The sequence below is a fragment of the Streptomyces sp. DSM 42067 genome, from assembly GCF_055792885.1.
This window is the reverse complement of sequence record NZ_CM147706.1, coordinates 5,132,758-5,146,774: the sequence shown is the minus strand read 5'-3', so window position 1 is coordinate 5,146,774 and position 14,017 is coordinate 5,132,758. Positions and strand designations below refer to the sequence as shown.

Sequence of the window (14,017 nt, the reverse complement as noted above, 5' to 3'; positions counted from 1 at the left end):
ACCCCGCCCAAGGCGGGCAAAAGAAAGGGCGGGTGCATGGGAACCGGCCGCGGTGCGGCCCACAGCCCCCGCCGGAGGCGGGAAAGCCCCGCCGCAGGCGCATCGGGGCGCCCCGCCCCTGGCCGCAAGAGTGATCCCCCGCCGAGGCGGGGAGACCCAAGCACCCCGCCCTCGGGCCTAGGCTGGAAGCCATGAGTACGTTGCGTAGCCACGGCCAGGTGACCGGTCTGCCCAAGTGGGACCGCTGCGCGGTCATGGGCGTCGTCAATGTGACCCCCGACTCGTTCTCGGACGGCGGCCGCTGGTTCGACACGACGGCCGCCGTCAAGCACGGCCTCGACCTCGTCGCGCAGGGCGCGGACCTGATCGACGTCGGCGGCGAGTCGACCCGTCCGGGCGCGACCCGGGTGGACGCCGACGAGGAGCTGCGCCGGGTCATCCCCGTCGTCCGCGGCCTCGCCTCCGAGGGCGTCACCGTCTCCGTGGACACGATGCGCGCCTCCGTGGCGGAGCAGTCCCTGGCGGCCGGTGCCGCGCTCGTCAACGATGTCAGCGGCGGTCTCGCGGATCCCGCGATGGTCCCCGTCGTCGCCGAGGCCGGCGCGCCGTTCGTGGTCATGCACTGGCGCGGGCTCCTGGAGGGCGGGAACATCCCCGGGACGTACGACGACGTGGTCGCCGAAGTCGTATCGGAGCTGCACGCGCGCGTGGAGGCCGTCATCGGGGGCGGCATCGCCCCGGACCGGATCGTCGTCGACCCGGGCCTGGGCTTCTCCAAGGAGACCGCGCACGATCTGGCGCTGCTTGCGCACCTGGACCGCCTGCACGCGCTCGGCTACCCGCTGCTGGTCGCCGCGTCCCGCAAGCGGTTCCTCGGCCAGGTGCTGGCGGGCCCCGACGGCGCCCCGCCGCCCGCCCGGGAGCGGGACGCCGCCACCGCCGCGGTTTCGGCCATCGCCGCCCACCAGGGCGCGTGGGCGGTACGTGTCCACGAGGTCCGGGCCACCGCGGACGCGGTCCGCGTCGCCCGCGCCGTAGAAGGAGCCCGGTGACCGGCCCCCGTACCGACGTCGAGCAGGTCGAACGCGCCAACACCGCCTTCTACGAGGCGATGGAGCGCGGCGACTTCGAGGAGCTGTCGGCCCTGTGGCTGACAGCCTCGGACAGCGAGGACGGAGCGGATGCCGCGGTCACGGCAGACGCACTCGACGAGACCGACATCACCGACGAGGAGGACATGCCGGACGCCGTGGTCTCCGCGCGGCCCGAGATCTCCTGCGTGCACCCCGGCTGGCCTTTGCTGACGGGCCGCGGCGAGGTCCTCAGGTCGTACGCGCTGATCATGGCGAACACCGAGTACATCCAGTTCTTCCTGACCGATGTGCACGTCTCGGTCAGCGGTGACACCGCGCTGGTGACCTGTACCGAGAACATCCTCAGCGGCGCCCCCGCCCCGGACGGCGGCCCCGAACCCGGCCCGCTCGTCGGCCAGCTGGTCGTCGCCACGAACGTGTTCCGCCGCACTTCGGCCGGCTGGAAGCTCTGGTCCCACCACGCCTCTCCCGTACTGGCCGAATCCAACGGGGACGAGGACGACGAGACCCCCGCCTGAGTGGGTAGGGGCCTGGCAGGGACGAGGAGTGGTTGGAATCACGTCGGCCCGGGTATGGACGGCTACCACCCCGGTCGTGGCCACGTCCGGCCGCCCGGAGGGCCCTTGATCCAGCCCGCCCTGACCCTCCGTGGGCTGGGATTGTCGGTGCTCACGGGTAGATTCGACCGTGCTGGTGAGCCAACCGCTCTCGGACGAGGCGGTTCGGATCATGGGCGTTGACCCCACTGCGGCCGGGCGCCCCGGCCGTGGGGAACAGGTCGTGTCCGCCAAATGAAAACCGTCCGACGACTGCAGGAGTGATTCGCGTGGATCGTGTCGCGCTGCGCGGCCTCAAGGCCCGTGGGTACCACGGCGTCTACCCGAAGGAGCGCGAGGAGGGCCAGGTCTTCATCGTGGACCTGGTGCTGGGGCTGGACACGCGGCCTGCCGCGGCCGACGACGACCTGGCGAAGACCGTGCACTACGGCATCGTGGCGGAGGAGGTCGTGGCCGTCGTCGAGGGCGAGCCGGTCGATCTCATCGAGACGCTGGCCGACCGCATCGCGCGCACCTGCCTGAAGCACGACGGGGTCCAGGAGGTCGAGGTCTGCGTCCACAAGCCGGACGCCCCGATCACCGTGCCCTTCGACGACGTGACCGTCACGATCACCCGGAGCCGAGTATGACTGCGTTTGTCAGCTGGGGACAGAGCGACCCGACCGTCCAGCCAGTGCCCGCGTCCGTGGTGGAACAGGTGGACGCCGCCGACACGACCCTGAGCAATCCGAAACGGGCTGTGATCTCCCTGGGGTCGAATCTGGGCAACCGCCTGGAGACCCTGCAGGGCGCCATCGACGCCCTGGAGGACACGCCGGGCATGCGCGTCAAGGCCGTCTCCCCCGTCTACGAGACCGAGCCCTGGGGCGTCGAGCCGGGCAGCCAGCCCGCCTACTTCAACGCGGTGATCGTCGTGAAGACCACCCTCCCGCCCTCCTCGCTCCTGGATCGCGCGCACGCGATCGAGGAGGCCTTCAGCCGCGTACGGGACGAGCGCTGGGGCCCGCGCACGATCGACGTGGACATCGTCGCCTACGCCGACGTGGTCTCGGACGACCCGACGCTGACGCTCCCCCACCCGCGCGCCCATGAGCGCGCCTTCGTCCTCGCGCCGTGGCACGACGTCGAGCCGGAGGCCCAGCTGCCCGGCCGCGGCCCCGTCGCCCAGCTGCTGGCCGGCGTCACCCGAGCGGGTGTGACGCCGCGCGCCGACCTGGAACTCCGGCTGCCCGAATAGTCGTTAGGGTCTACCGGACCCACGTTAGGGTCGAGCGGACCAAGCTTTCGCCGAGGGCTGCGAAGGCCGGTGGCGACGAAGGGACGACGTGAAACAGCTGCGCATCAGGGTGCTGGCCGGCCTCTTCGTGGTAGCCGGGGTGCTGTCCTGGGCGGGCGCCCGGCTGTGGGACTCGGTCGGCACCCTGCCGCGGGTTCCGCTGGCCGCGCCCATCGTGCTGGCGCTGATCGCCGTCGTCCTGCTGGCGACGGCGCTCTCCATCCGGACGCGGCTCCGGGCCCAGCGCGAGCGCCGCCCGGGTGCGAAGGGCGTCGACCCGCTGATGGCGGCCCGCGCCGTCGTCTTCGGCCAGGCCAGCGCACTCGTCGCGGCCCTCGTCTCCGGGATGTACGGCGGGGCGGGCGTCTTCCTGCTGGAGTCCCTCGATGTCCCGGCCCGCCGCGACCAGGCGATCTACGCGGGCTTCTCGGTCCTCGCCGGTATCGCCGTGATCGCGGCCGCGTTCTTCATGGAGCGTGTGTGCAAGCTTCCCGAGGACGAGGACACCCCCGGCCAGGGCGCTACGCCGGCGACGTAAACCGCCGCGCGGGCCCCGGACCCGAGCGGCACCCGGCACCCGGCATTCGGCACCCGGCACCCGGCACCCGGGCGGCACCGCACCAGGGTCCTCCGTGCGATGGAGGAAACGCCTCTCACGAGGCACCTGCAAGCGCGCTCACTTCGCCATGATCAGGCTCATCGCCTCAGCGCGCGTGGCCGGATCCCGCAGCTGGCCACGGACCGCCGAGGTGATCGTCTTGGCCCCGGGCTTGCGCACACCCCGCATGGTCATGCACATGTGCTCGCACTCGATGACCACGATCGCCCCGCGCGGCTCCAGGATCTCCATCAGCGAGTCGGCGATCTGCGTGGTCAGACGTTCCTGCACCTGCGGGCGGCGCGCGAAGACGTCCACGAGCCGTGCCAGCTTCGACAGCCCGGTGATCTTGCCGTCGTTGGACGGGATGTACCCGATGTGAGCGAACCCCACGAACGGCACGAGATGGTGCTCACAGGAGCTGAGCACCTCGATGTCCTTCACCAGGACCATCTCGTCGTGCCCCAGGTCGAACGTCGTCGTCAGGACGTCCTCGGGCTTCTGCCACAGACCGGCGAATATCTCCTTGTACGCGCGCGCCACGCGCCCCGGCGTATCGCGCAGGCCCTCCCGGTCCGGGTCCTCGCCGACCGCGATCAGCAATTCGCGTACGGCGTTCTCGGCGCGCTTCTCGTCGAACTCGCCGATGGTGCCCTCGCCGTCCAGCGTCACGGGGTCGGTCATGTGTGCCTCGTTCCTGTGGTGTCGCATACGGGCAAACGACAATGCCGCGCCCCCCAAGGCTAAAACCTTGGGGGGCGCGGCATCATTCCGGTACAGCTGTGAGCTGCGCGACCACCGAAGTGATCACCCTCGGTGGGGCCGAGGCGGTCAGCTGTCGGTGCGCTCCTCCGGGGCCGGAGCGATCTCGGTCGACGACACGGGTGCCGCCTCCGAAGCCGCGCCTGCCGTCACCGCGGGCGTGGAGCCGTTGGCACCGGTCGTCAGCGACAGCTCCTTCGGGGAGAGCACCGGCGGACGGGTCGACGGCGTACGCCGGGAGGAGCCGGTCCACGCGGGACGGGCCGGGCGCTTGACGATGGGAGCGAAGATCTCGGCGATCTGCTCCTTGTTCAGCGTCTCCTTCTCCAGCAGCGCGAGGACCAGGTTGTCGAGGACGTCGCGGTTCTCGACGAGGATCTCCCAGGCCTCGTTGTGCGCGTTCTCGATGAGCTTCTTGACCTCTTCGTCGACGAGCGCCGCGACCTCTTCCGAGTAGTCCCGCGGGTGCGACATCTCGCGGCCCAGGAACGGCTCGGTGTTGTCGCCGCCGAACTTGATCGCGCCGAGCCGCTCGGTCATGCCGTACTGCGTGACCATGGCCCGCGCGGTCGCGGTCGCCTTCTCGATGTCGTTGGCCGCACCCGTGGTCGGGTCGTGGAAGACGAGCTCCTCGGCCGCGCGGCCACCCAGCATGTACGCCAGCTGGTCGAGCATCTCGTTGCGCGTGGTCGAGTACTTGTCCTCGTCCGGCAGGACCATCGTGTAGCCCAGGGCACGGCCGCGGGACAGGATCGTGATCTTGTGGACCGGGTCGGAGTTCGGCGAGGCCGCCGCGACCAGGGCGTGACCGCCCTCGTGGTACGCGGTGATCTTCTTCTCCTTGTCCGACATGATCCGGGTCCGCTTCTGCGGGCCCGCCACGACGCGGTCGATCGCCTCGTCCAGGAAGTGGTTGTCGATCAGCTTCTTGTCGCTGCGGGCGGTCAGCAGCGCCGCCTCGTTCAGCACGTTCGACAGATCGGCACCCGTGAAGCCCGGGGTGCGCCGCGCGACGGCCGACAGGTCGACGTCCGGGGCGACCGGCTTGCCCTTCTGGTGGACCTTGAGGATCTCCAGACGGCCCTGCATGTCCGGGCGGTCGACGGCGATCTGCCGGTCGAAGCGGCCCGGGCGCAGCAGCGCCGGGTCGAGGATGTCGGGCCGGTTGGTGGCGGCGATCAGGATGACGCCGCCCTTCACGTCGAAGCCGTCCATCTCGACGAGCAGCTGGTTCAGCGTCTGCTCGCGCTCGTCGTGGCCGCCGCCGAGGCCCGCACCGCGGTGCCGGCCGACGGCGTCGATCTCGTCGACGAAGACGATCGCCGGGGCGTTCGCCTTGGCCTGCTCGAACAGGTCACGGACCCGGGAGGCACCGACACCGACGAACATCTCGACGAAGTCGGAACCCGAGATCGAGTAGAACGGCACGCCCGCCTCGCCGGCGACGGCGCGCGCGAGCAGCGTCTTGCCCGTACCAGGCGGGCCGTACAGCAGCACGCCCTTGGGGATCTTGGCGCCGACGGCCTGGAACTTCGCCGGCTCCTGCAGGAACTCCTTGATCTCCTGGAGCTCCTCTACGGCCTCGTCCGAGCCCGCGACGTCGGAGAACGTCGTCTTCGGGGTGTCCTTGGTGATGAGCTTGGCCTTGGACTTCCCGAAGTTCATGACCCGGGAGCCGCCGCCCTGCATCTGGTTCATCAGGAACAGGAAGACGACCACGATGAGGACGAAGGGGAGCAGGGAGAGCAGGATCCCGACGAACGGGTTCTGCTTCGACGGCGACACGGTGTAGCCGTCGGGAATCTGCTTGTCCTCGAACTTGGCCTGCAGGTCCTTGGCGAGGTCGACGCCCTGGTCGCCGATGTAGCTCGCCTGGATCTTGCCGCTGTTCTCGACCTTCTGGCCATCCTTCAGCTCGACCTTGATGGTCTGCTCGTCACCGGTGGTCAGCTTGGCCGACTTCACCCGGTTGTCGTTGATGGCCTGGACGACCTGACCGGTGTCCACTGTCTTGTAGCCGCCGGACGAGCCGACGACCTGCATCAACACGACCACGGCAAGGACGGCCAGCACGATCCACATGACCGGCCCACGGAAGTATCGCTTCACGTCCATCCATACGGAGCGGTGCCGCTCCGTCCCTCCTGCCATAGTGAGTTTGATAAAGACTGTTCTTCGGACGGTACCCCAGGATCGTCACCCGACGCTGCGGAGAAGACCGGCAATACCGCCTCGGATGGTCCAACGGCGGAAAACGCCTGGGGGTTCCCGAATGTCCTGTGGGCCCGGGCACACCCGGACCACCGGCTGAGGGAACACCCGTCGCCGCTCAGGAACCGCCGTAGACGTGGGGCGCGAGCGTACCGACGAACGGGAGGTTGCGGTACTTCTCGGCGTAGTCCAGGCCGTACCCGATGACGAATTCGTTGGGGATGTCGAAGCCGACCCACTCCACGTCGATCGCGACCTTGGCCGCCTCCGGCTTGCGCAGCAGCGTGCACACCTTCAGCGACGCCGGCTCGCGCGAGCCGAGGTTCGAGATGAGCCAGGACAGCGTCAGCCCCGAGTCGATGATGTCCTCGACGATGAGGACGTGCTTGCCCTTGATGTCGGTGTCGAGGTCCTTGAGGATCCGCACGACACCGGACGACTGGGTGCCCGCGCCGTACGACGACACGGCCATCCAGTCCATGGTGACGGGGGTGGACAGCGCACGGGCCAGGTCGGCCATGACCATCACCGCGCCCTTGAGGACACCGACGATCAGCAGGTCCTTGCCCGCGTACTCCGCGTCGATCTTCGCGGCCAGCTCGGCCAGCTTCGCGTCGATCTCTTCTTTGGTGATGAGCACCGACTTGAGATCGGCACCCATGTCTTTCGCGTCCACCCGCATCACTTTCGGTCGTGTCCGCCGACGTCCCGGTCGTCTGCCGTACCAGGCGTACCGGGGCTCTTCGTCAGCCTTGCCGAATCACCAGTCTGCCACCCTGCCGCTGGGCGACGACCCGGCCGGGGAGATTGATGGCGCCCTGACCGCGCCACCCGGTGATCAGCCGGTCGACTTCCTCGATGTGGCGGGCGAACAGCGAACCGGCCGGGGCGCCCGCGGCGATGGCCGCGCGGCGCAGGATGCGGCGGCGTACGGCGGGCGGCAGCGCGTAGAGCTTGGCGCATTCCAGCAGGCCGGAGGCGTCGCGGACGGAGGCCTCGGCCTCGGCGGCCCAGGCGTCCAGGGCATCGGCGTCGTCGCGGGAGAGCTGGGCCGTGCGGGCGAGGGCCTCCACGACGCCCTTGCCGAGCGCCTTCTCCAGGGCGGGCAGGCCTTCGTGGCGCAGGCGCGAGCGCGTGTACGCGGGGTCTGTGTTGTGCGGGTCGTCCCAGACGGGCAGCGACTGGACCATGCAGGCCTTGCGGGCGGTCTGCCGGTCGAGGTGCAGGAAGGGGCGGCGGTAACGGCCGGCGGCTCCCGGTCCCCCGGAAACAGCAGCCATTCCGGACAGGGAGCGGATGCCGGAGCCGCGGGCGAGGCCCAGCAGGACGGTTTCCGCTTGGTCATCGCGGGTGTGGCCGAGCAGGATCGCCGCGGCGCCGTGGCGCTCTGCGGCGGCGTCCAGCGCCGCGTACCGGGCCTCGCGGGCGGCAGCCTCGGGACCGCCGTCGCGGCCGACCGACACGACGACGGAGTCGACGGGGTCCAGGCCGAGGGCGGTGAGCCGCGCGACGACTTCGGCGGCGCGGAGGTCAGAGCCGGGCTGCAGACCGTGGTCGACGGTGATGCCACCGGCGCGGATGCCGAGTTTGGGGGCTTCGAAAGCGAGGGCGGAGGCGAGCGCCATGGAGTCGGCGCCGCCGGAGCAGGCCACGAGTACCAGGGCATCCCCGGGCGCGCGCTCGGCGTGGGCCGCATGGGGCTCAGGAGTGCGCTGGGCGCTGAGGTCGATGAGGACGTCGTGGAGGACGCGGCGGACCGCCAGGCGTATCGCCGCGACCGCTGGATGGGGACCCATGTCCGGTTCCCTTCGGGAGTTCGGGAGTGTGCCTCGGAATCTGTCACTCGGTCACCGAGTGCCTGCGCCGGCCGCCCGTCTCGCACGGGCCGTTCAGTCACTCAGAGTGGTTCGATGGTGACAGAGCCGAGCCGTTACCCGAGCATTGCACGCCTTCTCAAGCCTCACGGTCCCTCGGACGGGTGATAACGGGCGTTCTTCGCGGTCGGTGCATCCAGATCGTCGCTGCCCGGCTCATCCCAGCTCACGACTCCGCTTTGCGGTGCACCCGCGCGACCCAGTCCGCCGGTTTGGAGATCTCGGACTTGGTGGGGAGCGTGTTGGGCGAGGTCCAGATCCGGTTGAAGCCGTCCATGCCGACCTCTTCGACGACGGACCGTACGAACCGCTCGCCGTCCTTGTACTGCCGCAGTTTCGCGTCGAGGCCCAGCAGCTTGCGCAGGGCCACGTCCAGGCGGGAGGCGCCTCGGGCGCGGCGCTGCTGGAACTTCTCGCGGATCTCGCCCACGGACGGCACGACCGCCGGGCCGACGCCGTCCATCACGAAGTCCGCATGGCCCTCGAGGAGCGACATCACGGCGGTCAGCCGGCCGAGGATCTCCCGCTGGGCGGGGCTCTGCACCAGCTCGACGAGGGAGTGGCCGCCGTCGTCCTCCTCGCCCTCCGGGCGGCCGCCGGCCAGCGACTGCGCGGCCTCCCTGATCCGCTCGAGGACGGTCATGGGATCGACGTCCGTCTCGGCAAGGAACGACTGGATCTCGCCCTCGAGGTGGTCGCGCAGCCAGGGAACGGCCGTGAACTGGGTGCGGTGCGTCTCCTCGTGCAGGCACACCCAGAGCCGGAAGTCGTGCGGGTCCACGTCGAGCTCGCGCTCCACGTGGACGACGTTCGGCGCCACGAGCAGCAGCCTGCCGCCGCCGTTGCTGCCGGCCGGGAGCTCGCGCGTCGCCGGGGCGAAGGTCTCGTACTGGCCGAGGACGCGCGAGGCGAGGAAGGACAGCAGCATGCCCAGCTCGACGCCGGTGACCTTGCCGCCGACGGCGCCGAGGACGGCCCCGCCCGGGCCGCCGCCGCGGCGCTGCTGCATCTTGTCCAGGAGGGGCTTGAGGAGTTCGCGGAACCCGGCGACGTTGGCCCGGACCCAGCCGGGCCGGTCGACGACGAGTACGGGGGTGTCGTGGGCCTCGTCGGTGCCCAACCGGGTGAACCCCCGGACGTGCTCCTCGGAGGCCTTGGCATGCCGGCGCAGCTCCGCGACGACGGCGCGGGCCTCGTCGCGGGTTACCTCGGGACCCGGCCGTACGAGCCGGGTCGCGGTCGCCACCGCGAGATTCCAGTCGACCATCTCGGCACCACCGATGCTCGTCATGCGTCAACGGTACGTGAGCATGTCCGGCTGCGGAGGTTGTTGGAGCCCCCAGCCTTGGCGGACCTCCGGGTCGACGGCACCGTGCGTCGTGGTGCTGTGCCCGCCCTCCCCTATTGCCTCAAGGGCATGGGAGGTACCCCCATCGTCTGGGGCACCTCCTGGGGGCACCCTCAGCGGTAGCTGGAGGAGGAACGATTGCCCACAGCGGTATCGGTCAGTTGCAGCCGCAGGCCGCCAGTGCTGACGCTGCTCTGTCCAGCGTTGACTGGGCCGTCTTCGGGTCTGTCGTGCCGGTCGTCAGGAAAGCGAATGCCAGGAGGCGGCCGTCTGTGTCGACCACTGTGCCTGCGAGGGTGTTCACGCCGGTCAGGGTGCCGGTTTTGGCGCGGACGAGGCCGGTGCCAGGGGCGTCCGCGTCGTCGGCGTAACGGTTGCGCAGTGTGCCGGTGAAGCCTGCGACCGGCAGGCCTGTCAGGACCGGGCGGAGCTCCGCGTGGTCCGGGTCGGCGGCGCGGGCGAGGAGCGCGGTGAGCAGGCTCGCGCTGAGCCTGCCGGCACGGTTCAGGCCACTGCCGTCGGCGAACTGAGCGCCGGACAGGGGGAGTTTCAGCTTCTTCAGCTGCGTACTGATCGCCTTCGCTCCGCCGTCGAAGCTCGCGGGTTCGTCCGTGGCGAGCGCCGTCTGCCGGGCCAGCGCCTCGGCGATGTCGTTGTCGCTGTTCGTCAGCATCCGCTCGACCAGCGCCGCCAGGGTCGGGGACTGCACCGAGGCCAGTGACTCGGCATGGTCCGACGCCTTGGCCGAGGACGGGTCGGGCGTCTCGGTCTTGATGCCGCGGTCGCGCAGCAGCTCCGCGAACGTACCCGCCGCATCCGCCGCCGGATCCCCGCTGCGCGGCGCCGGACCGCTTGCGGAGTCGTCGAGGCGGCCTTCGTCGGCCATCAGCGCGCTGACCGGCGCGATGTTCCAGTTCGGGCCGATGGGGTGCAGCAGCGGCCCCGAGTACAGCGACGTGTCGTAACCGAGGGAGATCTTCTCCACGCCCCTGGCCTTGAGCGCGCGGGCGGTGTCGTCGGCCAGAGCGCGCAGGCTCGCGTTGCCTTCCGCGTCCTTGCGGGCAGTGAGCGTCGGGTCGCCACCGCCGACCAGCACGACTTTCCCGACCTTGTCGGAGCCGGGCTCGACGACCGCCCGCGTCGTGATGCGGTGGTCCGGGCCCGCCGCGGTCAGCACCGCCACAGCCGTCGCGATCTTGGTGGTCGACGCGGGCGTGAGGGCCTCGCCCGCCCCCTTGCCGTACAGCTGCTTGCCCGTGGCGGCGTCGACGACGGCGGCCGTGCGCTGGGCGCCCAGGGAGCCGCTGTTCAGCAGCGGGTCGAGCGCCTTGGCGAGTGCGCGCTCGTCGGGGACCGGTGCGGAGCCCGTGCCCGTGGGTGCCGCGAGCGCGGCCAGTACGGATGGAGCGCTCGGGGCGGCCGCCGGTGTCTTCCGGGCCCGCGTGTCCTTTCCGTTGCCGTCCTTACGGGAGGCGGGGCTGCCGTGATCTGTGCCACCCCCGTCCTCGAGTGCGGCGGCCCGGTCCCGCTCGGCCGTACGCTGGCCGGAGTCCCAGGGACCGGCCGCGGCAACCGAGCCGACCGCGAGGGCCAGGCCGACCACGGCCGCGCCCCCCGTGAGCTGCCAGGTTGTGAGTTTCGCGAACCGTACCCCGCACCGCCTCGCGAACCGCCCAGCCGTCAGCTCTGGCACGAGCACCAGCCCCTTTCGCGATCACACACTTGCGTGAGGGACACTTAATCACTGCGTCTTGCCGCGGGACCGCTCCACGGCAGGCCCGGCCACACGTCCGGCCGGGTGTCCGGGGGCCCTGCGGCGGAGCCGTTGACACATACGGCCCCGGGAGGATGCAGCACCACCCGATGTATGTGCATGCATGTGCTGATCATGGAGGAGCCACCGGTGGAGTTCGACGTCACGATCGAGATTCCGAAGGGATCGCGGAACAAGTACGAGGTGGACCACGAGACCGGTCGGATTCGCCTGGACCGTCGGCTCTTCACCTCGACCAGCTACCCGGCGGACTACGGCTTCGTCGAGAACACCCTCGGCGAGGACGGCGACCCGCTGGACGCCCTGGTCATCCTGGACGAGCCGACGTTCCCCGGCTGCCTCATCCAGTGCCGTGCCATCGGCATGTTCCGGATGACGGACGAGGCGGGCGGCGACGACAAGCTGCTGTGCGTCCCGGCGCACGACCCGCGCGTGGAGCACCTGCGTGACATCCACCACGTGTCGGAGTTCGACCGCCTGGAGATCCAGCACTTCTTCGAGGTCTACAAGGACCTGGAGCCCGGCAAGTCCGTCGAGGGCGCCAACTGGGTGGGCCGCGCGGACGCCGAGGCCGAGATCGAGCGTTCCTACAAGCGCTTGAAGGAGCAGGGCGGTCACTGACCCCCGCGTTCCCGAACGGGCCGCGTGATCCCTCACGGGACCGCGCGGCCCGTTCGTGCATCCGCGCCGGACGGGTGGTGCCCCTCGCGTGCGCATACTGGGGCGTATTGCGACAGCAACCATCAATTGAGGAACCACGACGGCGAGCAACCAGGTCCGCGAGAGCGGCGGCGGTTTAGCCGCAAAAAGGAGGGCAACAGTCAGTGGCTCACCCCGAGGCGGAGGACCGCAAGCCGCAGTCGGACGAGGCGAGGAGCGCGTTCACCCAGCCGACCGGCGTGGTGTCCCAACCACCGGAGGCCGAGGACGAGTCGCAGACGACGTCCGAGTTCGCCATCCCGGACGGGCTGGCCTCGCCTCCGGCCGCCACCGCGGAGCCGGAGGGCTCGGCGTTCAGCACACCCAGCGCGTACAGCGCCCGGCACAGCATCCCCACGTTCACACCGCCGTCGGGCATCCCCATGGTCCGGCTGACCAAGGAGGCTCCCTGGCAGGACCGTATGCGCACGATGCTGCGCATGCCGGTGGCCGAGCGCCCGGCGCCGGAACCCGTACAGAAGCACGACGACGAGTCCGGGCCTGCGGTACCGCGTGTGCTGGACCTGACCCTGCGTATCGGCGAACTGCTGCTCGCCGGCGGTGAGGGCGCCGAGGACGTGGAGGCGGCGATGTTCGCCGTCTGCCGCAGTTACGGCCTGGACCGCTGCGAGCCGACCGTCACGTTCACGCAGCTGTCGATCACGCACCAGCCGTCGCTCGTGGACGATCCGGTGACGGCCTCGCGGATCGTCCGCCGCCGGGGCACCGACTACACGCGGCTCGCGGCCGTCTTCCGGCTGGTCGACGACATCAGCGACCCGGACACCGAGATCTCCCTGGAGGAGGCCTACCGGCGCCTCGCGGAGATCCGCCGAAACCGGCACCCGTATCCGGGCTGGGTGCTGACCGCGGCGGGCGGCCTTCTCGCGGGTGCCGCGTCGATTCTGGTCGGCGGCGGCTTCATCGTCTTCGTGGCGGCGGCAGTCGGCGCGATTCTGGGCGACAGGCTCGCCTGGCTCTGCGCGGGGCGCGGGCTGCCGGAGTTCTACCAGTTCGTGGTGGCCGCGATGCCACCCGCCGCGATGGGCATCGCCCTGACGCTGGCACACGTCCCGGTGGCGGCCTCCGCGGTGGTCACCGGTGGGCTCTTCGCACTGCTGCCGGGGCGGGCCCTCGTGGCGGGCGTGCAGGACGGGCTGACCGGTTACTACATCACCGCTTCAGCGCGTCTGCTGGAGGTTCTGTACCTGTTCGTCGGCATCGTCACCGGCGTCCTGGTGGTGCTCTACTTCGGCGTGAAGTTCGGCGCCAAGCTCAATCCTGACGCGGCGCTGCTCACCGTCGAGCGCCCGGTGTGGCAGATCGCCGCGTCGATGCTGCTGTCACTGGCCTTCGCGGTGCTCCTCCAGCAGGAACGGTCCACCGTGCTGCTGGTGACGCTGAACGGCGGCGTGGCCTGGGTGGTCTACGGCGCGCTGCACTACGCGGGGGGCCTCTCGCCCGTCGCGTCGACGGCGGTCGCGGCGGGCCTGGTGGGCCTCTTCGGCCAGCTCCTGTCGCGCTACCGGTTCGCGTCCGCGCTGCCGTACGTCACGGCCGCGATCGGCCCCCTGCTGCCCGGTTCTGCCACGTATTTCGGCCTTCTGGCGATCGCTCAGAACAACGTCGACAAGGGCATGGTCTCGCTCACCAAGGCCGCCGCGCTCGCGATGGCCATCGCGATCGGCGTGAACCTGGGGTCAGAGATCTCCCGGCTGTTCCTCCGGGTGCCGGGCGCCACGGCGGAGGGCCGCCGAGCGGCCAAGCGAACCAGAGGTTTCTGAGTCCCCAGGTCACCTCAGCCATCAGTTGAGGAACCAAGAC

The 14,017-nt window shown here is 70.4% G+C and carries 13 protein-coding genes; 7 read left to right on the top strand and 6 right to left on the bottom strand.

Going from position 1 to position 14,017, the window contains the following annotated elements; translation table 11 throughout:
- The first annotated feature begins 191 nt into the window (after positions 1-191).
- The 5 genes from folP to ACSMXV_RS23605 all read left to right on the top strand — a co-directional run bounded on the left by folP (position 192) and on the right by ACSMXV_RS23605 (position 3,465).
- Complete coding sequence (gene folP / locus ACSMXV_RS23625) at positions 192-1,052, top strand: dihydropteroate synthase (protein ID WP_473173296.1); 861 nt, start codon at positions 192-194, stop codon at positions 1,050-1,052.
- Complete coding sequence (locus ACSMXV_RS23620; protein WP_473173295.1) at positions 1,049-1,612, top strand: nuclear transport factor 2 family protein; 564 nt, start codon at positions 1,049-1,051, stop codon at positions 1,610-1,612. Before folP ends, ACSMXV_RS23620 begins: the two co-directional genes overlap by 4 nt.
- A 308-nt stretch (positions 1,613-1,920) precedes the next feature.
- The gene (gene folB, locus ACSMXV_RS23615) at positions 1,921-2,280 is read left to right on the top strand and encodes a dihydroneopterin aldolase (RefSeq protein ID WP_473173294.1); all 360 of its coding nucleotides are present in this window, start codon (positions 1,921-1,923) and stop codon (positions 2,278-2,280) included.
- Positions 2,277-2,888 (top strand): 2-amino-4-hydroxy-6-hydroxymethyldihydropteridine diphosphokinase, encoded by a 612-nt coding sequence (gene folK, locus ACSMXV_RS23610; RefSeq protein WP_473173293.1) that lies wholly within the window; start codon positions 2,277-2,279, stop codon positions 2,886-2,888. The genes folB and folK overlap by 4 nt, the downstream gene beginning before the upstream one ends.
- Positions 2,889-2,976: 88 nt before the next feature.
- Positions 2,977-3,465 carry a DUF3180 domain-containing protein gene (locus ACSMXV_RS23605; RefSeq protein ID WP_181865596.1) on the top strand — a complete coding sequence of 163 codons (489 nt, stop codon included), beginning with the start codon at positions 2,977-2,979 and terminating at the stop codon, positions 3,463-3,465.
- A 138-nt stretch (positions 3,466-3,603) separates the two neighbouring features.
- Here ACSMXV_RS23605 and folE read toward each other — a convergent pair whose 3' ends face one another.
- The 6 genes from folE to dacB all read right to left on the bottom strand — a co-directional run bounded on the left by folE (position 3,604) and on the right by dacB (position 11,413).
- Entirely contained in the window at positions 3,604-4,209 is a 606-nt protein-coding gene (gene folE, locus ACSMXV_RS23600) for a GTP cyclohydrolase I FolE (RefSeq protein WP_181655969.1), read from the bottom strand.
- Between the two features lie 147 nt (positions 4,210-4,356).
- Positions 4,357-6,402, bottom strand: a complete 2,046-nt coding sequence (ftsH, locus tag ACSMXV_RS23595) for an ATP-dependent zinc metalloprotease FtsH (protein WP_473179044.1) — start codon at positions 6,400-6,402, stop codon at positions 4,357-4,359.
- Between the two features lie 214 nt (positions 6,403-6,616).
- The gene (gene hpt / locus ACSMXV_RS23590; protein WP_181656383.1) at positions 6,617-7,180 is read right to left on the bottom strand and encodes a hypoxanthine phosphoribosyltransferase; all 564 of its coding nucleotides are present in this window, start codon (positions 7,178-7,180) and stop codon (positions 6,617-6,619) included.
- A 64-nt stretch (positions 7,181-7,244) separates the two neighbouring features.
- Positions 7,245-8,294: a tRNA lysidine(34) synthetase TilS gene (gene tilS / locus ACSMXV_RS23585; RefSeq protein ID WP_473173292.1), complete on the bottom strand. Its 1,050-nt coding sequence runs from the start codon at positions 8,292-8,294 to the stop codon at positions 7,245-7,247.
- Between the two features lie 244 nt (positions 8,295-8,538).
- Complete coding sequence (locus ACSMXV_RS23580; RefSeq protein WP_181655971.1) at positions 8,539-9,663, bottom strand: zinc-dependent metalloprotease; 1,125 nt, start codon at positions 9,661-9,663, stop codon at positions 8,539-8,541.
- Positions 9,664-9,877: 214 nt separating this feature from the next.
- A complete protein-coding gene (gene dacB, locus ACSMXV_RS23575) occupies positions 9,878-11,413 on the bottom strand; it encodes a D-alanyl-D-alanine carboxypeptidase/D-alanyl-D-alanine endopeptidase (protein ID WP_473173291.1) in 1,536 nt (511 codons plus the stop codon).
- A gap of 210 nt (positions 11,414-11,623) precedes the next feature.
- Here dacB and ACSMXV_RS23570 point away from each other — a divergent pair, with 210 nt between their 5' ends.
- Positions 11,624-12,115: an inorganic diphosphatase gene (locus ACSMXV_RS23570; protein ID WP_053746895.1), complete on the top strand. Its 492-nt coding sequence runs from the start codon at positions 11,624-11,626 to the stop codon at positions 12,113-12,115.
- Between the two features lie 203 nt (positions 12,116-12,318).
- Entirely contained in the window at positions 12,319-13,977 is a 1,659-nt protein-coding gene (locus ACSMXV_RS23565; protein ID WP_473173290.1) for a threonine/serine exporter family protein, read from the top strand.
- Positions 13,978-14,017: the final 40 nt, after the last annotated feature.